Origin of the sequence: Oryzomonas japonica (genome assembly GCF_008802365.1) — a bacterium.
GTDB lineage: Bacteria > Desulfobacterota > Desulfuromonadia > Geobacterales > Pseudopelobacteraceae > Oryzomonas > Oryzomonas japonica.
Genome location: NZ_VZQZ01000008.1, coordinates 21,490 through 40,416 on the forward strand (window position 1 = coordinate 21,490; position 18,927 = coordinate 40,416).

Consider the following 18,927-nt stretch of genomic DNA (forward strand, 5'->3'; position numbering starts at 1 on the left):
GCTGAAGCCGTGAAGGTGCCACGGATTCAGGGACACAATAGCGGGAAGACCGCAAAAAAACAATATGATTGCTAACCTTGCGTTGATGGGTATAATGGCAGATCGGACGCACCGGTACCAGGTGCCGTCATGCCATGGTAGGAGAACCACGTATGACCCTGTCGCACGAAGCAAAAGTCGGCCTGTTCTTTATCCTCAGCATCGTCCTGTTCGGTCTGATGCTGGAGCTGGGCAATCGCTGGAAGATCTTTGACCGGGGGGTCCCCTACAAGGTGTTCCTCTCCTCCACCACCGGGCTCAAGCAGGGGGACGCCGTCAAACTGGCCGGGGTCGAGGTGGGAACGATCTCCAAGATTGCCGTTCAGGACAGCCGGGTGCAGGTGGACTTCGAGGTCAAGCCGGGCACCCATATCAAGCAGGACACGGTGGCCAGCATCCGCATGACGAGCATGCTGGGGGGCCAATTCCTGGGGCTCTCCTTTGGTTCGCCCGCAAGCCCGGAACTTCCCCCGGGCAGCACGGTAAAGAGCACCGAGGCGTTCGGCATCGACGCCATCATGGATAATGTGGGGGGACTGACCAAGGACGCCAAGCAGTTGATCGTCAATCTGGACCGCAATCAGAACGAGGTCATGACCAAAATCTCCGCTATCCTGGACGAGAACCGCTCCGCGGTGAATACCTCGCTTAAGAGCATCTCCAGCATTACCACCAAGATCGACCGGGGTGAGGGCGCCCTGGGGATGCTGGTGAACGACCGGCAACTGGGGCGGGACATCCGCGACGTGGCCGGCAGCCTGAAAACGGTCAGCGCCCGCCTGGAACGGGGCGAAGGGACGGCCGGCAAGCTTCTCACCGACGACCGCCTCTACACCGACGCCCTGGCCACGGTCAGGGAGATGCGCGACGGGATGGGGTCGCTGAACCGCATTGCCGCCCGCATCGACAAGGGTGAGGGGACGGCCGGCAAACTGGTCAACGACCCTGCTCTCTACGACGAGCTGAAGGCCACGGTGGTCAACCTCAAGGAGATCACCCGCAAGATCAACAGCGGCGAAGGCACCATCGGCAAACTGGTCAACGACGACAAGCTGTATCTGAATGCCATATCGACCCTCAAGAAAACCGAAAAGACCATGGAAGGCCTGCAGGATACCGGGCCCATATCGGTCATCGGCAGCGTCATCGGCACGCTGTTCTGAGTGTGACCATGGCACCTGCAACCGGTAACGCCTTCCTGGATATCGCCATAGGCACCTTTACCATGCGCCCCTACGTGTTTGCCTTCTTCGGGGCGTTCCTCCTGGCCTGCGTGCCCCATGTGGGGTGGCGCAGGACCATGCTCTTCACCGTGGTGGGCTACCTGATCGCCTTTGCCTCGGAGTGGCTCTCCATCAACACCGGTTTCCCCTACGGCTGGTACTACTACATCGACACCACCAGCAGCAAGGAGTTGTGGGTCGCCGGGGTGCCGTTCTTCGATTCGCTCTCCTACGTCTTCCTCACCTATTGCAGCTACACCACGGCCCTGTTCATCGTTTCGCCCCTCAAGTCCTGGCGCTGGAACGTGGCTACCCTGGAGACGCGCGCCATCCGCCGTTCCCTGTCGGCGCTGGTCCTCGGGGCGTTCCTGCAAACCTTTCTCGATATCGTGATCGACCCGGTGGCCCTCCAGGGACGGCGGTGGTTTCTGGGGCAGATCTACGGCTACCGGGAAAACGGCGTTCACTTCGGCGTGCCGCTCTCCAACTACTGGGGGTGGCTCTTGACCAGTTTCTGCCTGGTGGCCGCCTTCCAGATGATCGACGCCCGCCGCCAGGTCGATGCCCCCAGGGGCGTCTGCAATCTTCCCTTCCGCTCCCTGCTGGGGCCGGTCCTCTACCTGTCGGTACTCGTCTTCGACATCACCATGACCCTCCTGATCGGCGAGCGCTTCATGGCCCTGTGCGGCATCCTCATGTACAGCCTGCCGCTGGTGATCGTCATCACCCTGGCGTTGCGGCGGATCAACCGTTACACCAAGGAGGAGTTCGGCGAACATGTGCGGGACTACCCCTGGTCTCCGGCGGCAACCACACCGAAAGCCCGCTAGAAATTCCTTTGGGAAAACGAATGGGTCCCCCCTGCGTCAAGGGGCAAGGGTCTTATTCCAAAAAGCATTCAAGCTGATACCTAACCACCCCTACCCCCTCCTGAATCAGGAGGGGGTAGGGGTGGTCGATAGTAGCGCCATCTTGATTGCAACTTGGAATTACAGAGACGCCAGCAACCGGGCCATGGCGTGGGAAAGGCTGTCTGCGGCGATGCGGCTGTTGCGGCCCAATCGCATGAGTTGGGGCATGATCCACGGTTTGCGCAGGATGGTCAGGGCGACCCTGTGGGGGCGGATGCGCAGGTTCTGGTCGGTGAATTCATCCAGGGAGAAACCCAGCTCCTCGTCGGCCGCGTCGCTGACGGTGCGGATGCCCATGAAGGGGATGCCGTTCTCCGCGGCCACGATGGCGATGGCGGCGCTCTCCATCTCCACCACCGGGCAGGGGGCGCCGGGGGGGAGCAGCAGGGCGAGTTGTTTTTTCGCCATGATCGAGGGGGTGCCGGCAAACAGGCTGGCGAACACCCGCGCACCCGCCGCCGATTGCCGGGCAACGAAGTTATAGGCCGCAGGGGCAATCGCCACGGGGACCTGCTGAATCGCCCCATTGGCGACGATACACAGCTCCCTGCTCACCGCCACGTCGCCGACGCGCAATTCCGGCGCTATGCCGCCGCAGAATCCGGCCGAGATGAGCAGAGCGGGCCGGCATTCCCCCAGCAACGCCTCCGCCGCAGCCGCGGCATTTTTGAAGCCCATACCAGACTCGACCAGCAGCAGATTCCGCTCCGGCGTCCGGCAGCGAAAGGCCCTGAAACGACCGACCTGCAAGGGCTCCGCTGCTCCGGCCGCCTTCAGGCAGGCCCGCGTCTCCTCCGGCATGGCGGTGATGATGGCAATGTTCATACGGTGGTCACTCCTGGCCGGACTGTACAATTATCGTCGCTCTTTTTCAAAGCATAATATGAAATGCTGGACAAAAGCATCCGACTATACTATATTTCCCGTTCATTTGCGGAGAGATGTCCGAGCGGTTGAAGGAGCACGCCTGGAAAGCGTGTGTACGTTAATAGCGTACCGAGGGTTCGAATCCCTCTCTCTCCGCCATATTTGCGCCCTCAGTTTCTTTATTATAATCAAAAGCCCCCGGACTTTACGAGTCCGGGGGCTTTTGATTGCCTTACCCGTTTCCCCCTCGGTTGGCAGGATTCATAAACACCGGCTCTCACCGCATCACTGCGTTTGCTCAAGGGGAGCAAATCCTCCTAGACAAGAGCTATAGGTGATTTTCACATTCCGTGAGAGGCTGATTTTGGTTTGTTGAAAATCAGGCACCTATTCCCTGAAGGCACCCACAATCCTGTAAATCAGCCTTTGGTGTTCCTCTTTCATTTCTTTAATCATATTTTCCATATTTGCAGCGCGTATGTCGGGGCTTTCCAAGTGTATGAAGTCGAAAAGATCCTTCATCGGCCTGCCGAGCGCTTTAGCAATCAGCTCCACACGATTGAGTGAAGGATAACTGCTGCCCACCTCGATGCGGCTGATATGCTTTGGCTCGACCCCCACCATCTCGGCCAAACGTTCCTGTGAAAATCCGCATGACTTCCGCAATTCCTTGATGCGGGCTCCCAGCAATTCTTTGGTGGATTTCATTATTTACTCCTGAATTCAAATGGTTATTAGGATAGGCCTATAGAACATTACTGTATTAAAATATAAACAATATTTAATGATGATTGTGTTGACATAATCATCATTAAATGGGTATTTATCATCATCATAAGTAGAATCAGCGACAAACAATCTACATTATATAGGTATATTGTATGGTAAGGCGGGTAAGGCGAGCGATGTAACGGTACGATAATGAGCGGGCCCTTCTCGGCAAACACGCAGCCGCGTACGATCATAAACACAACAGCACAAGCTGTTAAAAGTGCACGGCAAAAATGGGTGGCCATCGGGTCCCCCCGTTCAGGCAGTCGAACGTTCACACCTCAAAGGAGAAGACTTCATGAACTGGTTTGGAAACCTCAAGATCGGCACGAAACTTTTCACGGCATTTGGTTGCGTTATTGCTCTGACCGCGCTTTTGGGCGTTTTTGCCATTTACCAGATGGCGCGGGTTAATCAGGGCGCGGTCCGGTTGGGCACGAATTGGATGCCCAGCACAAACTCCATTTCTGTCATCAACTCGAAGCTTGCGCTCATCCGCCGGGCAGAACTCCAACAAGCTCTTTCCACAACGAAAGACGACATGGACGCCTACGAAAAACGTATGGAAGACGCCATCGCGGATCTGAAAAGAGAGGAAGCCACCTACCAAAAAATGATCAGCAGCCCCGCGGAGAGGAGGCTCTACGAAGAGTTTACCAAAGCTTTCGGCCAATACATGAATGCCCATAAGATGTTCATCGACTTATCCCGTCAAAACAAGAGCGCAGAGGCGCTGGGTCTACTTCGGGGTGATGCGAAAAAATGTTACGATGATGCGGAAGCGAGCCTGCAGAAAGATATCGAGTTGAACGTCAAAGGGGGCGAGGGCGAGTACCAGAAGGCCGGGGCCGTCTATAGCGCGGCACGGGTGATGATCCTCGGCACGCTCCTCTTTTGTGTTGCAACCGGCGCTATTCTCGCCGTTGTAATCGCTCGCGCCATCAGGCGTCCCCTGGAGGAAGGCGTCGATGTGGCCCATCGTCTTGCCAAGGGGGACCTGACAATGGAGGTCGATGTGCGGTCAAAGGACGAGACCGGCCAATTGATGATGGCGATGAAGGGCATGGTTGAAAATTTGCGCCAATTGATCTCGCGTACCGCGGACATCTCTGCTTCCATCGCCTCCGCCTCCAACCAACTCCACTCCACGTCCGAGCAGATCGCCACCGGGGCGGAGGAGGTGGCGTCCCAGACCAACACCGTGGCCACCGCCAGTGAAGAGATGTCCGCCACCAGCGGCGATATTGCCCGCAACTGCACCATGGCCGCCGATGCCGCCCAACAGACGACCGATTCAGCCACAGCCGGCGCTGGGGTTGTGAACGAAACCATCGGCGGCATGAACGTGATCGCCGAGCGGGTGCGTCAGACCTCGAAGACGGTCGAGGCATTGGGGGCGCGTTCGGAACAGATCGGCAATATTGTCGGCACTATTGAAGATATTGCGGACCAGACGAACCTTTTGGCGCTAAATGCCGCCATCGAGGCCGCGCGCGCCGGGGAACAGGGGCGGGGGTTTGCGGTGGTCGCCGATGAGGTGCGGGCCCTGGCGGAGCGCACCACCAAGGCGACACGCGAGATCGGGGAGATGATCAAGGCTATCCAGGGCGAGACGCGGGAAGCTGTCCGTGCCATGGAAGAGGGGGTAAGCGAGGTGGAAAAAGGTGCGGTCACCTCGCAGAAGTCAGGCAAAGCGCTGGACGAAATCCTCAGCCGGATTAATGAGGTCGGCATGCAGATCAACCAAATTGCCACGGCGGCCGAAGAGCAGACCGCAGCCACCGGCGAGGTGACCACCAATATCCAGCAGATCACCGACGTCGTGCAGCAGACCGCCCGGGGCGCCGAGGAAACGGCTGCCGCCGCCGCCCAGCTGGCGAACCAGGCCCAAGAGTTGCAAGGTCTGGTCAGCCGTTTCAAATTGGCCTGAGAAAATGGGCCCCATGAGCAATGTGCCGACAGCCGCGAACGGGGAGCAGCGGTCGCTCCAGGCCGGGGAAGAGCCGGCAGCCGTCTTTGTCAGCGGGATTGCCCACGATTTCAACAATATCGTCACGGTTATCGCCGGTACCGCCCAACTCATAGAACTCAGATCGGGCTCCGGCGACCCCGCAGGCAGGCTGGCCCGGAATATTATTGAAGCCACCAACCGCGCCTCGGTCCTGGTTGCTGATTTGTTGTCATTCAACCGCAAGAGGGCCATGGAGCCTGCCCAGGCGGACCTCAATACGGTTGTCGGCAATGCTGGAAGATTTGTTGAGCGTTTGATCGGCGAACGCATCTCCCTTGAAATGGCACTCGGCGGGGAGGCGCTGCCGGTGTCCATCGATGCCTATCAGATCGAGCAGGTGCTGCTGAACCTGGCGGCCAATGCGCGTGACGCCATGCCGTACGGCGGGCGGATCATGATCACGACCAAATGCGTCGAGGTGAAGGATGCCACTGATGGCGAAGTAGAGACACGGCCAGGACGGTATGCCGTTCTGACGTTTGCCGACAATGGGGCTGGTATGGATGTCGAGACGAGGAAGCGCATCTTTGAGCCGTTTTTCACCACCAAAAAGGATGGCCGGGGTACCGGTCTGGGGCTTGCCATGGTGCGTTCCATCGTAGAGCAGAACCTGGGAACGATTGCGGTATCCAGTGAATTCGGGGAGGGAACCTGCATCGTTCTCCGTATCCCCTTGCGGCGGGATTAGTGGCCTGTGCGGCGAGGGAACCGCATAGGGCGTGTGAAGAGCCGGCTTATGCTGCCCCTCGCTTCTGCTGTTCCAGGGGCCCCTCGTTTTCCGGCACCGTGGTGTAACGTTGGAAGTCGTTTCTCCCCGCCTCCTTGACCCGGTACAGGGCGATGTCGGAATTTTTCAGCAGGGTTTCCGCATCATCGCCATCATCGGGGAAGTCCGCGATTCCGATGCTGGCGGTTACGGAGAGGCGATGACCGTTGCAGACGAAAGGTTTGTTGAACGCCGCAACGATCTTGGTCGCGGTCACGGCCGCACTTTCCGCCGAGGCGATGGACGGCAGCAGCAGCACGAATTCATCCCCCCCCATGCGCGAGACCGTATCGCTCTTGCGCAGGAGCCCCCGCAGCCGTTCGCCCACGGCCTTGAGCAGCAGGTCGCCCATGCTGTGCCCGAGACTGTCGTTGATGTCCTTGAAACGGTCCAGGTCGAGGATCATCAGTGCCCCCCGGGTGCCGGTGCGCTGTGCCGAGGCCAGGGCCTGGCCAAGGCGGTCGTTGAGCAGTATCCGGTTGGGCAGGCCGGTCAGGGCGTCATGATATGCCAGGTGATGGATCGTGTCCTCGTGCTGCCTGCGTTCGGTGATATCGTTGAGCATCAGCACGAAGCCCGCCAGCTTGTCCTGCTTGTCCAGGATGCCGGACAGGCTGCCGTCGTAGTAGGAGGTGGTCCCGTCCCTGCGTATCTCGGCGGGAAAGGTGCATTTCCCCTCACTCAGCACGGTCTCCCGCGCCTTGGCCAGGCTGAGGGGGGCGATCTCCTCCAGAATGAGCACATCGGCCGCAGAGCGGCCGACGACTGAAGCCGCTTCGTACCCGAACACCTGTTCCGCCACCGGGTTGAAGTACTTGATCTTCAAGGCGCTGTCGGTGGCGACAATTGCCATGCTGATGGAGGAGCGGAGGATGTTGTCCAGGAAGATGGTCTTGTCCAGAAGCTCCCGGGCGGTCTGCTGAAAGATGTTTTCCTTCTTCCTGATGACCTCCTTGAGGGATTCGATATAGCGCCCTTCCAGTCCTTTGATGATATCGGACTGGGTGATGATCCCTTCGATCCTCCCTTCCTTGTCGACCACCACCACCCGGCGAATCTTCTCCCGCTTCATGGCCTGGGCGGCCTCGTACACCGTTGTCCCGGTGGTCACGGTCAGCACCGGACTGCTCATGACCATGCCGACCTTGACGGTCTCCAGGTCAACGCCCTCGGCCACCAGCCGGACGGCATCCCGTTCGGTCATGATGCCCAGCGGCATGCGCTGGTTCGCCACGACCACGCAACTGATCCCCGGACCGGCCATGATGCCTAAGGCTTCGCTGATCGGAGCGTCGCTGGCGACGGTCATGACGCCGGTCGTCATGACCTGTTCGATCTTGCGCAACTCCACGAAGTATTCGTGCCCCAGGTGGTTGATCAGGTCGGACTGGGTCATGAGCCCCAATATCCTGCCGCCATGGTCCACCACCACATGGTGGCGGATACTGTTGGTGAGCATGAGGCTATAGGCCTCGTAGATGTTCAGGTTGCCGGAGATGGTCACCACCGGACTGGTCATCAGGTCGCGGATCGGCCGCTTCCCGAAGGGGACCCGCTGGTTGGTCAGCTTGACCAGGTCCCGCTCGGTGAAGATCCCCAGCGGCCTCTTCTTTTCCGCCACGATGAGGCAACTGATTTTGGCCCGCGCCATGGTGGCCACCGCCTCATCTGCCGGCGTTTCCGGCGTGACGCTGATCACCTGCCGGGAGATTATCTGCCGGATTCTCGTTTTTGTCGTGCCTGTGGTTATGCCCATCGGTCTCGTCCCTTGATAATGGTACAACATGCCTGATGCGGTTCCACGTTTTTATAGTGGACCAAATGTATCCAATATCACATTTCTGAGCGTATTTACAGCCTTCAATGCAGGGGAAAATAGCTGCTTTCTAAACAGGCAGTTATGAAAATCCCGGATTGTCCGTCAAAAACGCAACAAGGCGCGGAGCCGAAGCCCGCGCCTTGTTGCCGACAGATATTGCACGAAAAAGCGTTATCCCAGAATGGCCTTCATGTCCGCCTCGACCGTGGTGATGGGGCCGAGGTTGAAGTTCTCCACCAGGAAGCCCAGCACGTTGGGGGAGATGAAGGCCGGCAGGGACGGGCCGATCTTGATGTTCTTGATCCCCAGGTGCAGCAGGGTCAGGAGGATGACCACGGCCTTCTGCTCGTACCAGGAGAGGATCATGGAGAGCGGCAGGTCGTTGACCCCGCAGTTGAAGGCGCCTGCCAGGGCCACGGCGATCTGGATTGCCGAGTAGGCGTCGTTGCACTGGCCCACATCCAGGAGGCGCGGGATGCCGCCGATGTCGCCGAATTCCAGCTTGTTGAAGCGGAACTTGCCGCAGGCCAGGGTCAGGATGACCGTATCCTGGGGGAGCTTCTCGGCGAACTCGGTGTAGTAGTTGCGCCCCGATTTGGCGCCGTCGCAGCCGCCGATCAGGAAGAAGTGCTTGATGGCCCCGGACTTGACCGCCGCGACCACCTTATCGGCCACGCCCAGGACGGCGTTGTGGCCGAAACCGGTCAGGATCTCCTGCCCCGGGTTGTCGGGGAAGCCGGGCAGTTCCTGGGCCTTGGCGATAACCTCGGAGAAATCCCAGCCGCTTACATGCTTCACGTCGGGCCACGCCACCAGGCCCCAGGTGAAGAGGCGGTCCTTGTAGGTGTCGGCCGGGCGCTGGATGCAGTTGGTGTTGAAGATGATGGCGCCGGGGAAGTTGACGAACTCCTTGGCCTGGTCCTGCCAGGCGCCGCCGAAGTTGCCGGCCAGGTGGCCGTATTTCTTCAGCCCCGGGTAACCGTGGGCCGGGAGCATCTCGCCGTGGGTGTAGATGTTGATCCCTTTGCCTTCGGTCTGTTTGAGCAGCTCTTCCAGCATTTTCAGATCGTGGCCGGAGACCAGGATGGCCTTGCCCGCCTTGGTGCCGAGCTGGACCGGCGTGGGGACCGGGTGGCCGTAGGTGTCGGTGTGGGCGGCGTTCAGAAGTCCCATGACGGTCAGGTTGTGCTTGCCGCACTCCATGGAGAGGCCGACGAAGTCCATGAGCCCCAGGTTGGGGTCGGTGGTGGCGGCCAGCGCCTTCTGGACAAAGGCCAGCACCTCTGCGTCGCTGCGCCCCAGGATCATGGCGTGGTCCATATAGGCGGCCATGCCCTTCAGGCCGTACATGAGGATCTCGATTACGGAGCGGATGTCCTCGTTGACGTGCTGGGCGTTGATGCCGTATGCCTCACCCTGGACGATCATGCCGTTCAGGTCTTCGGCCGGTTTCCATTCCGCCACGGGGCCGGAGAGGGTGGTGCCCTTGGCGGCCAGGGCTGTGCGGGCCTTTTCCTTCAGCTCGTAGCAGTGCTTGATGATGCCGCCGATGCGGGGCGCCTCGAAATCCACGTTGGTGACGGTGGTGAAGAGCCCCTCGATGGTGAAGCGGTCGATCTCGGGGTCGCGTCCCAGCTTGTCGGCGTAGAGCGCCAGGCTCTTCAGGCCGTAGAGCAGATGGTCCTGCAGCGTGGCTACCTCGGGTTTCTTGCCGCATACGCCGGAGATGTTGCAGCCGACACCGTTTGCCGCCTGTTCGCACTGGTTACAGAACATTCCCATGGTTGTTTCCTCCCTTGTGTTGAGTGTCTGAATAAACTCGCAGGTGAGTTTTGAGCGTTTCTATGGTATGAACAGTATACTCGATCTTTACGTCTTTGCTTGACCCGGGTCAAAAAAAACGAATTAGCAGGTTGTTGAAAAACAGCCATCTCGCCGCCGTCCTCGAAGGCCCTTTCGTGCGGCGTAGCGCTGCTACGCCTCCTCAGGGCCTTCTGCGGGTGCGACGATCTGACTATTTTTGAACAACCTGAGTTTTCAATAACCTGTTAAGGGAGGAAGCCATGCCCAAGGTGTATTTTGCCGATATGCGTGCCGGCCATAAGGAAAATCTGTTCGATAAGATCGGCAAGCTACTGGCCCTGGCCGGTATGGGGCAGCACATTGCCGAGGGAGACCTGACGGCGGTCAAGATCCATTTCGGCGAGAAGGGGAACAGCGCCTTCATCCGCCCGATCTTTGCCCGGCGGGTGGTGGAGGAGATCAAGAAGCTGGGGGCCAAGCCCTTTCTGACCGATTCATCGACCCTGTATCCCGGCGAACGCAAGGAGGCGGTCTCGGCCCTGGTGTGCGCCATCGAGAACGGCTTCGGCTATGCCTGCGCCGGGGCGCCGCTGATCATCAGCGATGGCCTGCGCGGGGTGACCGAGACGGACGTCGCCATTGACGGCGACCTGCTGAAAAAGGTCCACATCGGCACCGAGATCGTGGAGGCCGACTCGCTGGTCTGCCTGACCCACTTCAAATGCCATGAACTGACCGGCTTCGGCGGAGCCATCAAGAATCTGGGCATGGGGTGCGCCAGCCGCAAGGGGAAACTGGTGCAGCACTCCACCGTAGCCCCCAAGGTGGCGGAAGCGTACTGCACCGGGTGCGGCGCCTGCCTCAAGGCCTGCGCCCACGACGCCATCCGGATCATCGAGGGGAAGGCGACCATCGATCCCGAGCTCTGTGCCGGTTGCAGCCGCTGCATCAGCGTCTGTCCGGTGAAGGTCATCAATGTCCAATGGAACGAGGCGGCCGACCTGGTGATGAGGAAGATGGCCGAGTACGCCAAGGGCGCCGTGACCGGCAAGGAGGGGCGGGCGGTCTACCTGAGTTTCATCACCCAGGTATCCCCGGCCTGCGACTGTTACGGCCACGCCGATGCGCCGATCGTCAACGATATCGGCATCTGCGCCTCCACCGATCCGGTGGCCATCGACCAGGCCTGCGCCGATCTGGTCAACGGGGCCCGGGGCAACGAGGGCTCGGCCCTGAAGAGCGGCCATGAGCCGGGGGGGGACAAGTTCCGTGGCGTATACCCCCAGATCCCCTGGGAGGTGCAATTGGAGCATGGCGAGAAGGTCGGCCTGGGGTCGAGGGGCTACGAACTGGTCAAGATCTGAACGGGCAAATCTGCCGCAGTGCCGCGGCGGCAGGTAATGGGGACCCTGAATTCGTGACGCCTTCATGCCTTCACTGGTCGGGAAGTCCTCTGCCCTTGCCTTTGAATAGATTGCGACAATCAGGCGGCGGACGGGCCTCGTGAGTGAGCTGTTACGACATGGCGACGCGCGGGCTCCAAATCTTCCGGACGTTGCGGCATTCCGGCGTCACGGATTCAGGGGGACATTATGAAAGCAGTTGTCCAGCGTGTCAGTTTTGCTTCCGTTACCGTGGACGAAAGCCTGGTCGGCCGGATCGGGAAAGGCGTCCTGGTCCTCTTGGGTGTGGAGAAAGGCGATGACGAGTCCCGGGCCGACTGGCTGGCGGAGAAGATCGCCGGTCTGCGTATCTTCCCGGATGAAGAGGACAAGATGAACCTTGCCCTCGCGGATGTGGGGGGGGCGGTCCTGGTGGTTTCCCAGTTCACCCTGGCCGGCAATTGCGACAAGGGGCGGCGCCCCTCCTTCGATACGGCGGCACCGCCGGAGGAGGGCAAGCGGCTGTACGAATATTTCACGGCTGCGGTGGAGAAGCTCGGTCTGCCGGTGCAGACCGGCATCTTTCAAGCCGACATGAAGGTGCACTTGGTCAACGACGGGCCGGTCACCTTTATCCTGGAGCGCTAAGGGTGGGTTGTTGAAAAACAGCCATCAGGCCTTCATCCTCGAAGGCCCTTTCGTGCGGCGTAGCGCCCGGCCTTCGCAGCCAAAGCTGCTTCGGCGGAGTAGGCCTGCTACGCCTCCTCTGGGCCTGTCTAGCGGGTGCGACGATCTGACTATTTTTGAACAACCTGGATTTTTGGCAGCCTGTTAATACTATCGGTTCACGCGCAGGTCGATGATCATGTTTGGCGGCAACGGCTGACCGTTGAAAAGATCGGCGGGTGGGCTGGGGGTTGACTCAGTGTTGCCGAAGGCGTACTCCAGAACGGCATGGCGGCCGTTGTCGTCAAGCCAGACGATCCGGTCATTCTCCACGCCGCTTTCCTCGCCGGCAGAATAGGACTTGGTGGCGCGGTCGCGGCAGTCCAGCGGGTCGTTGACCGTGTTGATGGAATCCAGGCACCGCCCAAGGTGCTTGGCCCGCGCCACGATGTCGCGGCTGGCCTTTGCCAGTTCCTTCTTCCTGGCGATCTCGCCATAACCCATGGCACCCGAAAATGCGGTTCTGACCCAGCCTCCCTCAACACTGCGGATTACCCATGCGGTGACCAGAACCCCGTCCGTCCGTTTTTCCACGGCAATAGATGCCGGGCACCTGGCCGGCGGCTTGCCCGACCATTTCTTGGTCCGGTTGATCTCTCCGAATACCTTGGTGGTGCAGTCGGCAAGCGTCGCCACATCACCGGCACGGGCCGGTGCGGCGGCAAGGATGAGAAACATCGCAAGCACTGAAGCGGGGTAGCGCATCGCTTTCTCCTCTTGGGCGGCCGTCTTGGCCTTTCCGTTTGCGTCCAGTATAGCACGTATCGCTGCCGATGTCTGGGCGCGTGGCGTTGTTTTATCTCAGGCACGCCCCGTGCCGCCTTGTTTGTGATCGAAGTGGGGGCGGAACGGGAAGAAGGGTGGGGGTGAGGAAGGGCGATCACGGGATGGTTGCGCGCCATCGGTCGTCCAGTGAAATGCGGGTGCAGGCGGAACGAGAAAGGGGCCAACCGTATTCGGCTGACCCCTGTTTTTTAAATGGTCGGGATGACTGGATTTGAACCAGCGGCCCCCTGCTCCCGAAGCAGGTGCGCTACCAGGCTGCGCTACATCCCGAGGAATGCTCTTTCTAGCACTGACAAGGAGTCGTTGTCAACAGGAAAGACGGTATGCGGGCCGTTGCGTCGCCCCTGGCCGTTTCCGGGGCCACTTCTCCCCATAGGCTCAGTCCGTTCCCACCGCCAGCATGCCAATCACGGCGGCTGTGGCCGCGGCAGCGGGCACGGCTTACAACCGGACCACAGGGCGGGTTGTGGAAAACAGCCCCGGACATCATATCGTGTGACCAAGCTACTCTTGACTTGCCAGCCCGAAATTCCTATTCTACTCCCTTCAAAATTAAACTCATAGCGAAGCAAACGCGCGATGTGCCGGTTACATTCCCGCATATTGCCGACGCAAAACCGTATGAGTACGTCAGAAGGCCTCGAAAATGCCCATCACAGAAATTCTTGCCCGCAACGCTGCCCTGTACGGCGAAGAGATCAGCCTGGTCGAAATCAATCCCGGCATCAGAGAGATTAAAGCAAGCTGGAAGGATTATGAGCTTGTGGAAACCAATCCCGAAATGAAGTACCGGAGGGAGATTACCTGGCGCGAGTTTGACGACAAAGCCAACCGCTTGGCCAATTTTCTGCGGGAAAGAGGCTTGCAAAGAGGCCACAAGGTTGCCATTCTGCTTATGAACTGCCTTGAGTGGCTGCCGATTTATTTCGGCATCCTGAAGACCGGTGCCATTGCGGTGCCGCTCAACTACCGATATACCGAGGAAGAGATCAAATACTGCCTTGACTTGGCCGAGTGTGACATTTTGGTTTTCGGGCCGGAATTTACCGAGAGAGTCGCTGCGATCCGCGGGCAGATCCCGAAGGTAAAGATACGGCTCTTTTTGGGGCATGGTTGCCCCGCTTTTGCCGAAAGCTATTATGCGCTCACGGCGTGCTGTTCCTCCACGGCTCCGAAAGTCACACTCTCCGACGATGACGACGCGGTTATCTATTTTTCATCCGGCACCACCGGTTTCCCAAAGGCGGTGCTTCACGCGCACCGCAGCCTGATGACATCCTGCGCCGCTGAAATGAACCACCACAAACAGACACGCGAGGACAACTTCCTCTGTATTCCGCCGCTCTACCACACCGGAGCGAAAATGCACTGGTTCGGCAGTCTCCTGTCCGGCAGCAAAGCCGTTCTGCTGCGCGGCGTCAAGCCGGAGTGGATAATCAAAACCATATCCGAGGAGCGGATAACAGTCCTCTGGCTGCTCGTTCCGTGGGCGCAGGACATCCTGGACGCCATCGACCGCGGGGATATAACGCCGGAGGAATACCATCTGGATCAGTGCAGGCTCATGCATATCGGCGCGCAACCGGTTCCCCCCAGCTTGATCAATCGCTGGAAAAAACATTTCCCCCATCACGATTACGACACCAATTATGGCCTGTCGGAAGCCATCGGCCCCGGCTGTGTCCATCTCGGCATCGAAAATAGCCACAAAGTTGGCGCTATCGGGAAGGCGGGATACCAATGGGAATTGCAGATCGTGGATGCAAGCGGCCGTGAGGTGAAGCAGGGCGAAGTCGGCGAGCTTTGCGTGAAAGGCCCCGGCGTCATGAAATGCTATTACAACAACCCCGAAGCCTCTGCCGAAGTGCTCAAGGACGGGTGGCTGTACACCGGCGATATGGCGCGCATGGATGAAGACGGCTTTGTCTATCTGGTTGATCGCAAAAAGGATGTAATCATCTGCGGTGGCGAGAACCTGTATCCCGTGCAGATCGAGAATTTTCTGCATACGTATGACGCGGTCAAGGATGTGGCTGTAATCGGCCTTCCCGACCAGCATCTGGGTGAAATACCAGCGGCGATAATTGAGTTGAAGCCGGGCTTTTCCTGCTCTGAAGCCGAGATGGCGCAGTTCTGCGCCGGGTTGCCGCGCTACAAGCGGCCGCGCAAAATCATATTCGAAGAGATACCGCGCAATCCCACGGGAAAGATTGAAAAGCAGCGACTCCGCGAGAAGCATTTTTGCGGCAGTCTTGTGGAGGCGCAAACCGAGAACCATTGACACGACAATCGGATGTGGCCCCGCATGCCTTCTGCCGTTCCACGCGTCATGCCTTGTTTTTTGGGGGACTTTCGGGTAGCATGGCCGCCTGCCTGGTCAGAGGCGGGCGGAAGGACAAAACGCGAAGGGCTGCGAATAATACCTACTATGATCAGGCACTTCCGGGAGGATCGGGAACGATGAACGACAGTATCGGGCAAGAGATCAGGGAACTGCTCAAGCTGCACAATGCCGTGCTGCTGGCTCACAACTACATGCGCGACGAAGTCCAGGAGATAGCGGACATCACCGGAGATTCCCTGGCCCTCTCCATGGAGGCGGCCAAGACGAAGGCGGATGTGATCGTCTTTTGCGGGGTGCACTTCATGGCCGAGTCGGCCGCCATTCTCTCCCCCGACAAAAAGGTGCTGCTGCCCCGCCCCGATGCCGGCTGTCCCATGGCCGACATGGTCACGGTGGAGGAGTTGGAGGCGCTCAAAGCCAAACACCCCGGCGTGCCGGTGGTGACCTACGTCAACTCGTCGGCCGAGATCAAGGCCCACTCCGACATCTGCTGCACCTCGGCCAATGCCTTAAGGGTGGTCAGGTCGCTTGCGGAGGACGAACTCATCTTTGTGCCGGACCGCAACCTGGGGCGCTGGGTGGCCCGGTTCGTTCCGGAAAAGCGGTTCGTCTTCTGGGAGGGATTCTGCCCGACCCACGAGCGGATGACCGTGGCGGCGGTCCAGCAAAAAAAGAGCGAACACCCCGACGCCCTGTTCATCTGCCACCCGGAAAGCGCGCCCGAGGTCTCGGCCCTGGCCGATCATGTCTGCTCCACCAGCGGCATGTACGACTACTGCCGCGCCAGTTCGGCCCGGAAGTTCATCGTCGGCACCGAGGCCGGCATCCTCTACAAGCTGCGGCTGGAGAATCCGGGCAAGGAGTTCATCCTGGCCTCGCCGGCCCTGATCTGCCCCAACATGAAGCTCACCTCCCTGGAGGACGTGCTCTACTCACTCCAGACCATGTCCCCGGTGGTCACGGTGGCGGAGGCAACCCGGCTCAAGGCCAGGCAGGCCCTGGACAGGATGCTGGCCGTACCACGGGACTGAGAGGTTGTTGAAAAACTAAGGTTGTTCAAAAATAGTCAGATCGTCGCACCCGCAGAATGCCCTGAGGAGGCGTAGCAGCGCTACGCCGCACGAAAAGGCGTTCGAGGACGGCGGCGAGATGGCTGTTTTTCAACAACCCACCTACATCAGGATTCGCGTCAGGAAGTAATCCGCCACCAGGATCAGCATGAAGGAGAGCACCACCGAACGGGTGGTGGATACGCCGATCCCCCGCGCCCCCCCCGAGGTGTTGAATCCCACGTAACAACAGATGACGGCGATGATGCCGCCGAAGACAAAGGACTTGATCAGGCCGGCGCCGATCTCCCTGAATTTGAGCGCCAGGCGCAGGGAATCGGTGTAGGTGGCGTAGGAAATGAACAGCTTCGGGTGCAGGTGGCTGATGATGGCGCCGCCGAGCATGCCGACGCAGTCGGAATAGATAGTCAGGATCGGCACGCAGATCAGGGCCGCGATCAGGCGCGGCATGGCCAGATAGCGCACCGGGTCGATCTCCAGGGTCGTGAGGGCGTCGATCTCCTCGTAGACCTTCATGACGCCGATCTCCGCCGCCATGGCGCTGCCCGCCCTGCCCGCCACCAGGAAGCTGACCATGACCGGCCCCATTTCCCGCACCATGGAGAGGCCGACAATGCTGCCGACGATATCCTGGGTGCCGTACTTGGACAGTTCCACCCCGGTTTGCAGCGCCAGGACCATGCCGACGAAGAAGGCCATCACCGAGGCCACCGGCAGGGTTTCATAGCCGATGATGGCCACCTGGGCCAGGATGGACGGCATGTTGTGGGGCGCCTCGCGGAAGGCGAATACGGTCCGCTTGAGCAGGATCAGCACCTCGCCGACGATGCCGAACGAGTAGATCAGTTGTTTGCCGATGAATTCGAGAAATTTGGTCATGGTTTGTCCTGAAAGAGGCCTTCTCCCGCATGGTCCGGGGTCTTTATGGTGTACAGAATACCCTATATCCCGAACGGTATCCAGAAGATACTCAGGGATGTCCCCCCCTTGTCCGTGGCATAGCCGAACAGTCCCTTCAGCAGTTTGAATTCGCTCCCCTCCCGGGCGGAACGGTACGAAACCAGCGGCGAGAGCTCCCAGGCGCTCTCGTTGCCCCGCTTTTCACGCCAGAAGAGGTTCCAGAGGATCGACGTCGCGCCATCGCCCTTGTCGTCCCACGTGCTGATGAAAAGCCTCCAGAGCGGTGCCAGGTTGCGCTCAACCCGGTCGTTCCAGAAGACCGGTTCCACCAGGGCGGGCATGGAGAGGGTCCGCAGGCCGTTCTCGTCCCGCTTCCAGGCGTAGAGCGGCCAGAAGGCGCTCTGGGCGCGATCTTTGCCCGCTTGGGGCCAGGATTCGTCCGAACGGTGGAATAGGAAATAGAACAGGCTGGTCTTCTCCTGGCGGAACAGGGGGGAGTCGATGGTCGATGTGCGGTAGATCGGCCACATGACCCAGCGGCTGCCCCCCTCCTTGGTCTTCGATTCGGCATAAAAGGGGATGAAGCGCTCGGTGCTGGAAGTGGCGCCCGTGGCGGTCATCCAGAAGGGCCAGAAAAAGTCCCGCTCCACGACCGTTCCCGTGCCGTCCCGCACCACGCCGCACAGGGGCCAGGGGATGTGGGTCGAACTGCGCTGCGGCGACTCTGACGAGGCATAAAACGGCAGCAGGTTGAGGTTTCTGGTCGGATTATCCGTGTCCTGGCCGAGATGCTCGTCGCTGTAGATCGGCCAGAGTGCGAACCGTTTTTCGTAAACCCCCTCCTTGTGGGACTGTCCGTACAGGGGCCAGAAGGCGAAGCCGCTTTCTTTTTCGCCTGACACGCTGTTGAAGATCGGGTAGAGCCAGTTGGTGGAGGTGGTGCCCCGCTTCACGGTGCGCCCATAGAGGGGAAACAGGACGTAATGGTACTCGTCGCGCCAGAAGCGCTCGTAGATGTCTCCGTACAGGGGGAATACGGAGGTGTAGGGGCCGTATTTGTCAGAGGTGCCGCTGATGTAGAAGGGGAACAGCATGCTGCTGTGCCGCTCCTCATCCGTCCCGGCGCGTTCGGTGTGTTTTTGGAACAGGTGCAGCACCTGGGTGTCGGAATCGGTCTTGTCGCTGCTGGTGGAGGCCAGGGGGTAGAGGATATCGCTTTCGGCGGCTCCAGGGGTTGATTGCTTGAAAAAGAGCGGCCTGACGGCGGTCCTGGTCGTGTCGCCGCTGCGTTCCCGTTTGAAGATCGGTCCCAGGATGGAGAGGTTGCTGTAGCCGGTCGCCGGGCTGGAACGATAATCGAACAGCGGCCAGAGGGTGACGATGGTGCCCGATGGCACCGGTGGTGGTTCTGCGGGTCCGGCATTCCCCTCGCCATGGGCGAGGGGAATGCTTACAAGAAGGATCGCGAGGCAGTGCACAAACGCTTTTTTCATTCCTACTCCCTGGGGT

At 59.7% G+C, this 18,927-nt stretch carries 15 protein-coding genes and 2 tRNA genes; 9 read left to right on the forward strand and 8 right to left on the reverse strand.

What is annotated here, in order from left to right; genetic code table 11:
- The first annotated feature begins 152 nt into the window (after positions 1-152).
- Together F6V25_RS12640 and F6V25_RS12645 are read left to right on the forward strand one after the other, a co-directional pair.
- A complete protein-coding gene (locus F6V25_RS12640; protein ID WP_151128917.1) occupies positions 153-1,202 on the forward strand; it encodes an MlaD family protein in 1,050 nt (349 codons plus the stop codon).
- A gap of 8 nt (positions 1,203-1,210) precedes the next feature.
- Positions 1,211-2,092: a carotenoid biosynthesis protein gene (locus F6V25_RS12645; RefSeq protein WP_151128918.1), complete on the forward strand. Its 882-nt coding sequence runs from the start codon at positions 1,211-1,213 to the stop codon at positions 2,090-2,092.
- A 159-nt stretch (positions 2,093-2,251) separates the two neighbouring features.
- Here the strand turns inward: F6V25_RS12645 and F6V25_RS12650 are convergent, their stop codons facing one another.
- Positions 2,252-2,998 carry a phosphorylase family protein gene (locus F6V25_RS12650; protein ID WP_151128919.1) on the reverse strand — a complete coding sequence of 249 codons (747 nt, stop codon included), beginning with the start codon at positions 2,996-2,998 and terminating at the stop codon, positions 2,252-2,254.
- A 110-nt stretch (positions 2,999-3,108) separates the two neighbouring features.
- On the opposite strand from F6V25_RS12650, the gene F6V25_RS12655 reads away from it, so the two are divergent.
- Positions 3,109-3,199: transfer RNA gene (locus F6V25_RS12655), tRNA-Ser, on the forward strand.
- Positions 3,200-3,427: 228 nt separating this feature from the next.
- Here F6V25_RS12655 and F6V25_RS12660 read toward each other — a convergent pair.
- Positions 3,428-3,748 carry a helix-turn-helix domain-containing protein gene (locus F6V25_RS12660; RefSeq protein WP_151128920.1) on the reverse strand — a complete coding sequence of 107 codons (321 nt, stop codon included), beginning with the start codon at positions 3,746-3,748 and terminating at the stop codon, positions 3,428-3,430.
- Between the two features lie 361 nt (positions 3,749-4,109).
- On the opposite strand from F6V25_RS12660, the gene F6V25_RS12665 reads away from it, so the two are divergent.
- Positions 4,110-5,741 carry a methyl-accepting chemotaxis protein gene (locus tag F6V25_RS12665; RefSeq protein WP_151128921.1) on the forward strand — a complete coding sequence of 544 codons (1,632 nt, stop codon included), beginning with the start codon at positions 4,110-4,112 and terminating at the stop codon, positions 5,739-5,741.
- 13 nt (positions 5,742-5,754) lie between these two features.
- A complete protein-coding gene (locus tag F6V25_RS12670) occupies positions 5,755-6,510 on the forward strand; it encodes a sensor histidine kinase (RefSeq protein WP_191966182.1) in 756 nt (251 codons plus the stop codon).
- 46 nt (positions 6,511-6,556) lie between these two features.
- Here F6V25_RS12670 and F6V25_RS12675 read toward each other — a convergent pair whose 3' ends face one another.
- Together F6V25_RS12675 and hcp are read right to left on the reverse strand one after the other, a co-directional pair.
- Positions 6,557-8,344, reverse strand: coding sequence for a diguanylate cyclase domain-containing protein (locus F6V25_RS12675; protein ID WP_191966183.1), 1,788 nt, complete (start codon positions 8,342-8,344; stop codon positions 6,557-6,559).
- 234 nt (positions 8,345-8,578) lie between these two features.
- A complete protein-coding gene (gene hcp / locus F6V25_RS12680; RefSeq protein WP_151128924.1) occupies positions 8,579-10,189 on the reverse strand; it encodes a hydroxylamine reductase in 1,611 nt (536 codons plus the stop codon).
- 281 nt (positions 10,190-10,470) lie between these two features.
- On the opposite strand from hcp, the gene F6V25_RS12685 reads away from it, so the two are divergent.
- Complete coding sequence (locus F6V25_RS12685) at positions 10,471-11,574, forward strand: DUF362 domain-containing protein (protein WP_151128925.1); 1,104 nt, start codon at positions 10,471-10,473, stop codon at positions 11,572-11,574.
- A 228-nt stretch (positions 11,575-11,802) separates the two neighbouring features.
- A complete protein-coding gene (gene dtd / locus F6V25_RS12690; protein WP_151128926.1) occupies positions 11,803-12,240 on the forward strand; it encodes a D-aminoacyl-tRNA deacylase in 438 nt (145 codons plus the stop codon).
- Positions 12,241-12,429: 189 nt separating this feature from the next.
- Here dtd and F6V25_RS12695 read toward each other — a convergent pair whose 3' ends face one another.
- Positions 12,430-13,023, reverse strand: coding sequence for a hypothetical protein (locus F6V25_RS12695; protein WP_151128927.1), 594 nt, complete (start codon positions 13,021-13,023; stop codon positions 12,430-12,432).
- Positions 13,024-13,297: 274 nt separating this feature from the next.
- Positions 13,298-13,374, reverse strand: a tRNA-Pro gene (locus F6V25_RS12700).
- Positions 13,375-13,750: 376 nt separating this feature from the next.
- Here F6V25_RS12700 and F6V25_RS12705 point away from each other — a divergent pair.
- Both F6V25_RS12705 and nadA read left to right on the forward strand, forming a co-directional pair.
- Entirely contained in the window at positions 13,751-15,385 is a 1,635-nt protein-coding gene (locus tag F6V25_RS12705; protein ID WP_151128928.1) for a class I adenylate-forming enzyme family protein, read from the forward strand.
- 179 nt (positions 15,386-15,564) lie between these two features.
- Positions 15,565-16,479 (forward strand): quinolinate synthase NadA, encoded by a 915-nt coding sequence (nadA, locus tag F6V25_RS12710; protein ID WP_151128929.1) that lies wholly within the window; start codon positions 15,565-15,567, stop codon positions 16,477-16,479.
- Positions 16,480-16,620: 141 nt separating this feature from the next.
- Here the strand turns inward: nadA and F6V25_RS12715 are convergent, their stop codons facing one another.
- Together F6V25_RS12715 and F6V25_RS12720 are read right to left on the reverse strand one after the other, a co-directional pair.
- Entirely contained in the window at positions 16,621-17,397 is a 777-nt protein-coding gene (locus F6V25_RS12715; RefSeq protein WP_151128930.1) for an MlaE family ABC transporter permease, read from the reverse strand.
- A 62-nt stretch (positions 17,398-17,459) separates the two neighbouring features.
- The gene (locus tag F6V25_RS12720) at positions 17,460-18,911 is read right to left on the reverse strand and encodes a hypothetical protein (protein ID WP_151128931.1); all 1,452 of its coding nucleotides are present in this window, start codon (positions 18,909-18,911) and stop codon (positions 17,460-17,462) included.
- Between the last annotated feature and the right edge of the window lie 16 nt (positions 18,912-18,927).